This window comes from Mesorhizobium sp. M7A.F.Ca.CA.001.10.2.1, from assembly GCF_003998575.1.
Lineage (GTDB): Bacteria > Pseudomonadota > Alphaproteobacteria > Rhizobiales > Rhizobiaceae > Mesorhizobium.
The window spans coordinates 1-9892 of sequence record NZ_RZQY01000172.1; the positions used below are offsets into that span (position 1 = coordinate 1).

Here is a 9892-nt window from a genome sequence, read left to right on the forward strand (position 1 = left end):
GGGTGATCAGCCCGAGAATCCGCTTGTCGTCGTCGACGATGATGACCGCGTGGCTGCGGCCGTCGGTGAGCACGGGCAGCAGACCCATGGCGGCGAAGCCGGCGGCGGCTGTTGCCGCGGGCGATATAACGGATCCGACCGTCCCGGAGGCCTGGGTGAGTTCGCGCAACCCCACGGTGCCTGCCAGCCTGGCCTCCGCATTGACGACCGGCAAGGTCCGGATGTTGTGGTCAAGCAGCAATTGGCGCGCCGCCTCGGTCGAGGTGTGAGCATCGACCGAGATGACATCGCGCGACATGATGTCCTCGCACAGAAGGGTCTTGTGCGCGCGCACCATCGCCTGCAATTCGACCTGCCGCAGCAGCCGGTCGAGATCGTTGCGATCGATATCGAACGTCTCGTCGAGTGCGCCAAGCGCGGCATCGATGTCTTCGGAGCGGAAGCCGACGCGCAGTTGCGCCGGCGGATCGCCGGTGCCGTGGCTGTTCGCCGGCACTGCAACCGGCACATGCGGATAATTGCGCCGGGCCAGCCTGTGGAAGCCGTAGCCGAGCGCCACCAGCAGGATCGAGTTCAGCGCCACCGGAACGAATGGAAACAGGAAGCCGGCGCTGATGACGGCAGGCCCTCCCAGCACCGCGGTCAGCGCGGCCGCTCCTCCCGGCGGATGCAGGCAGCGCGTGAACGACATGGCGGCGATGGCCAGTGCCACCGCGATGCCGCTGGCAAGGGCGGTTTCGTGGATGAAATGCGCCACGATCACGCCGACCAGCGCCGATATCGTGTTGCCGCCGATGATCGACCATGGCTGTGCCAGCGGACTGGCGGGCACGGCGAACAGCAGCACCGCCGACGCCCCCATCGGCGCCACCAGCAGCGGCACATGCGGGCCGTTGCCGAGTACAAGGCTGGCGATCACGCCGGTGAGCGCAATGCCGATCGTCGCGCCGATACAGGCGACGAGACGCTCGCGCAGCGTCGCGCCGGCAAGAATGGGAACAAAAAGGCGGAAAGCCATGGGGTCGAAAACTCTGCCGGTATTCCAGGGGAAGTCGAAAATGTGCTGATCGCACCGCAATGACGCGGCATCGTTGAATTTGAAAGCCAAACTGATCCGGCAAACCGCAATTTTAGGGAATAGAATTCCGCTACGCAGCCGCCGCGGCGGTCAGGCCGCGCGAGATGTCGGCCTTCAGGTCGTCGACGTCCTCGAGGCCGATCTGCAGGCGGATCAACGGACCCTCATAGGGCGCTTTTGCAACGACGCGGTCGCCGAGCCAGACCGGTACGGCAAGGCTCTCATAGCCGCCCCAGGAATAGCCGAGGCCGAAGATCCGCAGCGCGTCGAGAAAGGCGTGCTGCTGCTTCTGGCCGCCACCGGCAAGAACGATGGAAAAGATGCCGCTGGAGCCGGAGAAATCTCGCTTCCACAGAGCGTGGTCCGGATGGCTGGGCAGGGCCGGGTGGAGCACGCGCGCCACGCCCTTCTGGCCCTCGAGCCAGGAGGCGATGGCAAGCGTACTGCGCTGATGGTGTTCGAGGCGCACGCCCATGCTGCGCAGGCCACGCAGCACCTGGTAGACGTCGTCGGGCCCGGCGCAACAGCCAAGCGTGCAGAAGCTCTCGTAAAGATGCGTCCAGCAGCTCTCATTGGCCGACACCGTGCCGAGCAGCACGTCGGAATGGCCGGCTGGGTATTTGGTCGCCGCATGGATCGAGATGTCGACGCCGTGGTCGAGCGGACGGAAATAGAGTGGCGTCGCCCACGTATTGTCCATCATGACGATGGCGCCCGCGGCGTGCGCCGCCTTGGCGATAGCCGGGATGTCCTGCACCTCGAACGTGTTGGAGGCCGGCGATTCCGTGAACACCACCTTGGTGTTGGGCTTGATCAACGCCGCGATGCCGGCGCCGACATCGGGGGCGTAATACTCGACCTCGACGCCCAGCCGCTTCAGCATCGTGTCGGCGAAATTGCGGGTCGGATGATAGACGGTATCGACGATCAGCAGATGGTCGCCGGCCGAGACGAAGGCGAGCAGCGGCACCGTCACCGCCGCAAGGCCCGACGGCACTACGATCGTGCCTGCCGAGCCTTCCAGCGCGTCTATGGCATGGGCAAGCGCATCGGTCGTCGGTGTGCCGCGCGTGCCGTAAGTGTATTTCTGGGTGCGTGCCGCCATCGAAGCCGCGTCGCGAAACAGCACGGTCGAAGCATGCACCACCGGCGGATTGACGAAGCCGAAATAGTCGTGCGGATTGTTGCCCGAATGGGCAAGCCGCGTGTTGATGCCCATCCCGCCGTGCTCGCTGCCGTCCTTCGCCATTCTGCGTCGCCTTGTTTGACAAGCCGCTAGCCATAGTGCGGCGCTATGGACCGTGCAACAGCCACCGCCCGCCAGGAGGCGGACTTCGAATATGCCAATTCGTCGCGGCAAAAACAGCGATGCTGGGACAGGGTATTAAACGAAAAACCCGCCTGTGCGGCGGGTTATCGGCGCAAATCAGCACCATGGACGAATATGTACCATAGCTGAGGGCAGGGTGTCAAGAAAAAATTCCTATCGGGAAAGGCGGTCTTTGATTGATCTGCGTTAGGAGTCCTCATCTCAGCCGATCGGCCTATTGTGGGCGGCTGTGGAAGGTATATGATTGCAGGCTAATATTAATCGCCGGATTGCTTCGATCAGATGCTGCCGGATGGTTGCTGCCGGTTGACCTCTGGTCCTCCACGATCCGGATCGCGCTCACGAAGCGTGAGCGCGGCAAGGGAGGAATGCCATGCCGGACGTCAAATGGGCCATGAAGGCGCGCGAATTCATCAATTGCAACTGCGCCTATGGCTGCCCGTGCCAGTTCAACGCCATGCCGACATACGGATTCTGCCAGGCGGTCGCCGGCATGGAAATCGAGAGCGGCCATCACGGCGACACCAAGCTCGACGGGTTGCGGTTCGTCGGGATTTTCAGCTGGCCCGGCGCCATACACCAGGGCGGGGGTGAAGCCGCGGTGGTCATCGACGAGAGGGCGACGGAAGCCCAACGTGGCGCGCTGCTTCGCATATTGGGCGGTCTGGACACCGAGCCAGGTGCAACGATATTTCAGGTCTTTTCGACCACGCTGGAGAAATTCCACGATCCGATCTTCGCGCCGATCGAATTCAAAATCGACGTCGACGCGCGAACCAGTCAGCTGCATGTCGAGGGTATAACCGACGGTCGCGGCGAGCCGATCCGGAATCCGGTCACCGGCGCCGCGCACCAGGCGCGCATCGACTTGCCGCACGGCTTCGAATACGCGATCGCCGAGGTCGGGCGCGGCTGGACCAAGGCGACGGGCCCGATCAAGTTCGAACTGGCCGATACGCACAGCCATTTCGCCAATCTGCATCTTACGCAGAGCGGCATCGTGCATTGACCTGATCCAATGGGCGATACGGCCCTCGAGGCGGTGCTGAGGCGCGATCGCGCGGTCGTGATGGCCGCGCTCGTGGTGATTGCCGTGCTCGCCTGGGCCTATGTGCTGTGGCTCGCCGCCACCATGGTCATGCCCGGCTCCCCCTTGCCGGATAGCGGAGGCGGCGACATGGCCGGCATGGATATGGCCGGCATGGATATGGGCGCCGCCATGGCGCCCGGCTTCCGGCCCTGGGCATTGGGCGATTTCGCCTTCACCTTCACGATGTGGGCGGTGATGATGGTCGGCATGATGACGCCGTCGGTCGCGCCGATGTTGCTGCTCTATGCCGGTGTCGGCCGCAAGGCGCGGGCGGATGGCCGGCCCATCGCTTCGACGGGATGGTTTTTTGCCGGCTACCTCGCCGTCTGGGTCGTCTTCAGCCTCCTGGCGACCGGTGCGCAATGGCTTCTCGCCCGTCTAGCCTTGCTCGATCCCTCGATGGCGACCGGCAGCGCGATCCTCGGCGGCCTCGTTCTGATCGCCGCCGGTCTCTATCAATGGACGCCGATGAAGGGCATCTGCCTGCGCCAATGTCAGGCGCCGATCGCGTTCCTGGCCAGCCGTGGCGGATTCCGTTCCGCTCCGCTCGGCGCGCTTCGGCTGGGCATCGATCACGGCGCCTATTGCCTGGGGTGCTGCTGGGCGCTGATGGCTCTGTTGTTCGTCGGTGGCGTCATGAACGTGCTGTGGATCGCCGGCATCGCCATCCTTGTTCTGCTGGAGAAGACGGTGCCGACCGGGCAGCTGATTCCGCGCGTTTCAGGCGCGTTGATGGCCGCCATCGGGATCTGGATCGTCTTTCAAGCCCTTTGAGAACAGTCTTCGTCGGCGGTCTGTATTGGTATGCAGCCGTCAGTAAATTGTCAGATGACAATCTTGGGACCTGGTAGTTCGTCGCACGGGGAGGTCAACAACGACGAGCTATTGCCCGGGATGGATTTCGCTGCCGCGGCCCGTATTGGCCCCGCGTTGGCGTTGCATGAGATTTGCCGCCTTTATTAGCCCTGCTGGCTAAATCGCGGGCGTGTTTGTCTGTAAATCGGGCATTTGCGGCAATCGGTTTTCAAACTCTTTGGGTTTCGGTCATTTCCCTTGACCTCACAGGAATTATCGCCTTCGATGACATTTGTGAATGGGAGGCGGCGCGTCGGTTACGATGCGGGGTTTCGGGAATGGGCCGGGATGAAGCCGCGTTCACACGGGAGAAAAAAATCAGGATTTACTCCTGAAAACAGAGAAAAGGGTCTGTGGGTCATGAAACACATTGCTATCGGCATTCTAGGCGCCGCCACGCTTGGATTGATGGCGTCCGCCGCGTCGGCGGCCACGCTCGACACCGTCAAGGCGAAGGGCTTCATCCAGTGCGGCGTCTCCACCGGCCTTGCCGGCTTTTCGGCGCCGGACGACAAGGGTGACTGGCAAGGCATCGATGCGGATTTCTGCCGCGCTGTCGCGGCCGCCGTCTTTGGTGACGGCTCCAAGGTCAAGTTCACGCCGCTCAGCGCCAAGGAGCGGTTCACCGCGCTGCAGTCGGGCGAGATCGACATCCTGTCGCGCAACACCACCTGGACCATCAACCGCGATACGGCGCTTGGCCTGAACTTCATCGGCGTCACCTACTATGACGGCCAGGGTTTCATGATCAACGCCAAGAAGCTGCCGGGCGTCAATTCGGCCCTGCAGCTTTCGGGCGCGGCCGTCTGCGTGCAGAGCGGCACCACCACCGAGCTGAACCTCGCCGACTACTTCAAGGCCAACAAGATGGAGTACAATCCCGTCGTCTTCGAGAAGCTGGAAGAGGTCAACGCCGCCTATGATGCCGGCCGCTGCGACGTCTACACCACCGATCAGTCGGGCCTCTACGGCATCCGCCTGACGCTGGGAGCGCCGGCCGACCACGTCGTGCTGCCCGAGATCATCTCCAAGGAGCCGCTCGGACCGGCCGTTCGCCAGGGCGACGACCAGTGGTATCACATCGTCAAGTGGACCTATTTCGCGCTGCTGCAGGCTGAAGAGCTCGGCATCACCAAGGCCAATGTCGAGGAGATGAAGAACTCGGCAAGCCCCGAGATCAAGCGCGTGCTCGGCCAGGAAGCCGATACCAAGATCGGCACCGATCTCGGCGTCTCCAATGACTGGGTGGTCAACATCGTCAAGGCCGTCGGCAATTATGGCGAAATGTTCGAGCGCAATGTCGGCTCGGGCAGCCCGCTGAAGATCGCGCGCGGCATCAACGCGCTGTGGACCAAGGGCGGCCTGCAATACGCGCCGCCGATCCGCTGATCGAAATGTGATCCGGGAGGCAGATCATCTGCCTCCCGGTTTCTCTTTCCAGGGACGGTCGAATGGCATCGCAGGAAGTACTTCGCGAGGAGCCCAGCCGCGGTTCCTTCATCAACGATCCGAAAATCCGGGGCATATTCTTCCAGGTGCTGGTCGTCGTGCTGCTGGTGGCGGGCGTCTGGTGGATTGCCCACAACGTCATCGACAACCTGACGCGGCTGCGCATCGCTTCAGGCTTCGGCTTCCTCAAGGGCCGCGCCGGCTTCGACATCAGCGAGAGCGCGATCGCGTATTCGTCGGATTCGACCTATGGCCGCGCGATTCTGGTCGGCCTCATCAATACCTTGATCGTCGCCATCGTCGGCATCATCACCGCGACAATCATTGGCTTCGTCATCGGCATCGGCCGGCTCTCGCAGAACTGGCTGATCAGGAAGATCTGCACGGTCTATGTCGAGGTTTTCCGCAACATCCCGCCGCTGCTGGTCATCTTCTTCTGGTATTCCGGCGTGCTGGCCGTGCTGCCGGCGCCGCGCGACAGCATCGGTTTGCCGTTCGGCTCCTTCCTCAACCAGCGCGGTTTTTATTTCCCACGCGCCGTATGGGGCGACGGCTCATGGCTGATCTTCGTCGCCCTGCTCGTCGGCATCGCCATGGCGTGGTTCGTCGCGCGCAAGGCGCGGCAACGGCAGATGGCGACCGGCCAGCAATTTCCAGTGTTTTGGACGTCCACCGCGCTGATCGTCGGGCTTCCGCTGCTCGCCTATGCGCTGAGCGGCTTTCCCCTGAGCTTCGACTACCCGAAGCAGTCGACTTTCAACCTGACCGGCGGCTTCCAGGTCCGGCCGGAGTTCCTGTCGCTTTATCTGGCGCTGTCCTGCTATACCGCCGCCTTCATCGCCGAGATCGTGCGCGCCGGCATCAGGGGTGTCAGCGCGGGCCAGACGGAAGCTGCCGGTGCGTTGGGCTTGCGGTCCGGATCGATCCTGCGGCTGGTCGTCGTGCCGCAGGCCATGCGCATCGTCATTCCGCCGCTGACCAGCCAGTATCTCAACCTGACCAAGAACTCGTCGCTGGCTATCGCCATCGGCTATCCGGACCTGACGGCGACCGCCGGGACGGTGCTGAACCAGACCGGGCAGGCCGTCGAGGGCGTGGTGATCATGATGGTGATCTACCTCGCCATCAGCCTCCTGACCTCGCTTGTGATGAACTGGTTCAACGCCAAGATGGCGCTGGTGGAGAGGTGAGGTAAGGACATGCAAGAACATGATATGTCCTGGGTGCGCACCGAAATGGTGCTGGCGCAGCCGGCGCCCGCCAGCGTCACCGGCCTCGGCGCATGGGTGCGCAAGAACTTGATCGCTTCTGCCGGCGACACCATTTTGACGATCGTCGGCATCGCCCTGGTGGCGATGATCCTGCCGCAAATCACCAATTGGGCGTTCATCAACGCCGTGTGGACGGGACCGGACCGGACCGTATGCGCCACGGTGGCGCAGGGCGGCATCCAGCCGGACGGCTGGACTGGCGCCTGCTGGGCTTTCGTCAACGCCAAATTCGGCCAGTTCATGCTCGGCCGCTATCCCATCGAGGAGCGCTGGCGGCCGATCCTGGTCGCTATCCTGTTCGTGGCGCTGCTGGTGCCGATGCTTATCCCGAAGGTGCCGCGCAAAGGGCTGAATGCGGTGCTGCTGTTCTTCGTGCTGCCGATCGTCGCCTTCGTCCTGCTGGTCGGCGGCATGTTCGGCCTGCCGCATGTCGAGACCTCGCTTTGGGGTGGGCTCTTGGTGACGCTCAGTCTGTCTTTCGTCGGCATTGCCGTGTCGCTGCCGCTCGGCATCGTGCTGGCGCTCGGCCGCCGTTCCAAGATGCCGATCATCAAGACGCTGTGCGTCGTCTTTATCGAGACGGTGCGCGGCATCCCGCTGATCACCGTGCTGTTCTTCGCCAGCGTCATGCTGCCGCTGTTCCTGCCGGAGGGTGTCTCGTTCGACAAGTTCCTGCGCGCGCTGATCGGCGTGTCGCTGTTTGCCGCGGCCTATATGGCCGAAGTGGTGCGCGGCGGCCTGCAGGCGATCCCCAAGGGCCAGTATGAAGGTGCCGATTCGCTCGGCCTCGGCTATTGGCAGAAGATGTATTTCATCGTCATGCCGCAGGCGCTGAAACTGGTCATCCCGGGCATCGTCAACACCTTCATCGGCATGTTCAAGGACACCAGCCTGGTCATCATCATCTCGATGTTCGACCTGCTCGGCATCGTCAAACAGAATTTTTCCGATGCAAACTGGGCAACCGCGCAGACGGCGAGGTCCGGCTTGATCTTCGCCGCCTTCGTCTTCTGGCTGTTCTGCTTCGGCATGTCGCGCTATTCAATGTACACCGAACGCCGGCTCGACACCGGCCACAAACGCTGATGCATGTCGCCCAAAAGTGTATAGCGGTTTTGGGATAACGACATGCATCACTACCAACGATAAAGAACAAGGGGATTCTGTCATGGCCACCGAAAATGCCGTCAGCGCCGAAGAGATCAAGGTCAACGCCGCCAAGATGCAGATTTCCACGACCGATGTCGCCATCGACATCATCGCCATGCACAAATGGTACGGCGAGTTCCATGTGCTGAAGGACATCAACCTGAAAGTGATGCGCGGCGAGCGTATCGTCATCTGCGGCCCCTCCGGCTCCGGCAAATCGACCATGATCCGCTGCATCAACCGTCTGGAGGAGCACCAGAAGGGCAAGATCATCGTCGACGGCAAGGAACTGACCAACGATCTCAAGAAGATCGACGAGGTGCGCCGCGAGGTCGGCATGGTGTTCCAGCACTTCAACCTGTTCCCGCACCTGACCATCCTGGAGAACTGCACGCTGGCGCCGATCTGGGTGCGCAAGACGCCGAAGAAGCAGGCCGAGGAAATCGCCATGCATTTCCTCAAGCGCGTCAAGATCCCGGAACAGGCCAACAAATATCCCGGCCAGCTTTCCGGTGGCCAGCAGCAGCGTGTGGCGATCGCCCGCTCGCTGTGCATGAACCCGCGCATCATGCTGTTCGATGAGCCGACCTCGGCGCTCGATCCGGAGATGATCAAGGAAGTGCTGGAGACCATGGTCGGCCTTGCCGAGGAAGGCATGACCATGCTGTGTGTCACCCACGAGATGGGCTTCGCCCGCAAGGTCGCCAACCGGGTGATCTTCATGGACCAGGGCCAGATCGTCGAGCAGAACACGCCGGCCGAGTTCTTCGACCACCCGCGCCACGAGCGCACGAAGCTGTTCCTGTCGCAGATCCTGCACTAGGCCTCGACGGCCACGAAGAGCCCGGCTGAAACACTGCCGGGCTCTTTTGCGTATGGGAGAACAGGCGGGCGTTCGTGTCGCCGGAGTGCGTTTGCAGGGCCGCCTTTCAATGAAAAGACTGGGACGTTTTCTGGGTCTTCTGTTGGTTCTCGTCGCACTCGCTGTGACGACGGGCACCCTCGTGCCACGGCCGCTGTGGCCGGCCGCCGCCGCCGTGCCAGCCGCGACACGCCACATCCTGGTGCTGAACAATCCGATCCACACCGATATCGCCATCCCGGTCGATGACGCCGTGCGCCGGCGTTTCCATTTCCTGGTCGACGCGGGCATACCGGCCGACAGGCCGGAGGTCCGCTACATCGTCTTCGGCTGGGGCGGCCGCGCCTTCTACCTGGAGACGCCGACATGGTCCGAGCTGAAGGCGGTGCCGGTGATGAAGGCACTGACACTCGACGCGTCGGTCATGCATGTCGATGTCGCCGGTGACATCGTCGAACCGCGCCCCGATATCGCGGGGTTCGACATCACCGAGGATCGGTTCACGGCGTTGCTCGATTTCATCGATGCGAGTTTCCAGCGGGGACCGGAAGGCCCGATCCTCGTTCCGGACGCAGCCTATTCCAGGTTCGACGGCTTCTACGAAGCCAATGGCCATTTCAACGCACTGGTCGGCTGCAACACCTGGACGGCGGCGGCCTTGCGCATCGCCGGCCTGCGCACCGGCTGGTGGAACCCGCTGCCTGCATCGCTCGGGCTATCGATGCGGCTGTATAATTAGCTGTCTCGTCTTGTCGCGTTTCGCCAATGCGAGACGCCTCATTCCTTCGCGCCCCCCTCTGTCCTGCCA

Annotated in this window: 9 protein-coding genes; 7 read left to right on the forward strand and 2 right to left on the reverse strand. The window is 62.7% G+C overall.

Annotated elements, in window-relative coordinates; genetic code table 11:
• Together EN964_RS13605 and EN964_RS13610 are read right to left on the reverse strand one after the other, a co-directional pair.
• Positions 1-1018 (reverse strand): HPP family protein (locus EN964_RS13605; protein WP_164775814.1); only part of this gene is annotated, 1018 nt, incomplete at its 3' end.
• 130 nt (positions 1019-1148) lie between these two features.
• Complete coding sequence (locus EN964_RS13610; protein ID WP_127269118.1) at positions 1149-2327, reverse strand: cystathionine beta-lyase; 1179 nt, start codon at positions 2325-2327, stop codon at positions 1149-1151.
• 454 nt (positions 2328-2781) lie between these two features.
• Here EN964_RS13610 and EN964_RS13615 point away from each other — a divergent pair, with 454 nt between their 5' ends.
• The 7 genes from EN964_RS13615 (at position 2782) to EN964_RS13645 (ending at position 9823) form a co-directional block, all read left to right on the forward strand.
• Positions 2782-3417 carry a DUF1326 domain-containing protein gene (locus EN964_RS13615; RefSeq protein WP_127269117.1) on the forward strand — a complete coding sequence of 212 codons (636 nt, stop codon included), beginning with the start codon at positions 2782-2784 and terminating at the stop codon, positions 3415-3417.
• A gap of 9 nt (positions 3418-3426) precedes the next feature.
• On the forward strand, positions 3427-4272 hold the full coding sequence (locus EN964_RS13620) for a DUF2182 domain-containing protein (protein WP_127270766.1): 846 nt from the start codon (positions 3427-3429) through the stop codon (positions 4270-4272).
• A 441-nt stretch (positions 4273-4713) separates the two neighbouring features.
• Positions 4714-5742, forward strand: a complete 1029-nt coding sequence (locus tag EN964_RS13625) for an amino acid ABC transporter substrate-binding protein (RefSeq protein WP_127268988.1) — start codon at positions 4714-4716, stop codon at positions 5740-5742.
• A 62-nt stretch (positions 5743-5804) separates the two neighbouring features.
• Entirely contained in the window at positions 5805-6992 is a 1188-nt protein-coding gene (locus EN964_RS13630) for an amino acid ABC transporter permease (protein WP_127268987.1), read from the forward strand.
• Between the two features lie 9 nt (positions 6993-7001).
• Positions 7002-8159 carry an amino acid ABC transporter permease gene (locus EN964_RS13635; RefSeq protein WP_127268986.1) on the forward strand — a complete coding sequence of 386 codons (1158 nt, stop codon included), beginning with the start codon at positions 7002-7004 and terminating at the stop codon, positions 8157-8159.
• A gap of 136 nt (positions 8160-8295) precedes the next feature.
• Positions 8296-9045, forward strand: coding sequence for an amino acid ABC transporter ATP-binding protein (locus EN964_RS13640; protein ID WP_031213892.1), 750 nt, complete (start codon positions 8296-8298; stop codon positions 9043-9045).
• Positions 9046-9154: 109 nt separating this feature from the next.
• Positions 9155-9823: a TIGR02117 family protein gene (locus tag EN964_RS13645; RefSeq protein WP_127268985.1), complete on the forward strand. Its 669-nt coding sequence runs from the start codon at positions 9155-9157 to the stop codon at positions 9821-9823.
• Positions 9824-9892: the final 69 nt, after the last annotated feature.

Coding starts and splice junctions, on each gene's coding strand:
- EN964_RS13610 (WP_127269118.1), bottom strand. CDS start 2,327: ATGGCGAAGGACGGCAGCGAGCACGGCGGGATGGGCATCAACACGCGG.
- EN964_RS13615 (WP_127269117.1), top strand. CDS start 2,782: ATGCCGGACGTCAAATGGGCCATGAAGGCGCGCGAATTCATCAATTGC.
- EN964_RS13620 (WP_127270766.1), top strand. CDS start 3,427: ATGGGCGATACGGCCCTCGAGGCGGTGCTGAGGCGCGATCGCGCGGTC.
- EN964_RS13625 (WP_127268988.1), top strand. CDS start 4,714: ATGAAACACATTGCTATCGGCATTCTAGGCGCCGCCACGCTTGGATTG.
- EN964_RS13630 (WP_127268987.1), top strand. CDS start 5,805: ATGGCATCGCAGGAAGTACTTCGCGAGGAGCCCAGCCGCGGTTCCTTC.
- EN964_RS13635 (WP_127268986.1), top strand. CDS start 7,002: ATGCAAGAACATGATATGTCCTGGGTGCGCACCGAAATGGTGCTGGCG.
- EN964_RS13640 (WP_031213892.1), top strand. CDS start 8,296: ATGCAGATTTCCACGACCGATGTCGCCATCGACATCATCGCCATGCAC.
- EN964_RS13645 (WP_127268985.1), top strand. CDS start 9,155: ATGAAAAGACTGGGACGTTTTCTGGGTCTTCTGTTGGTTCTCGTCGCA.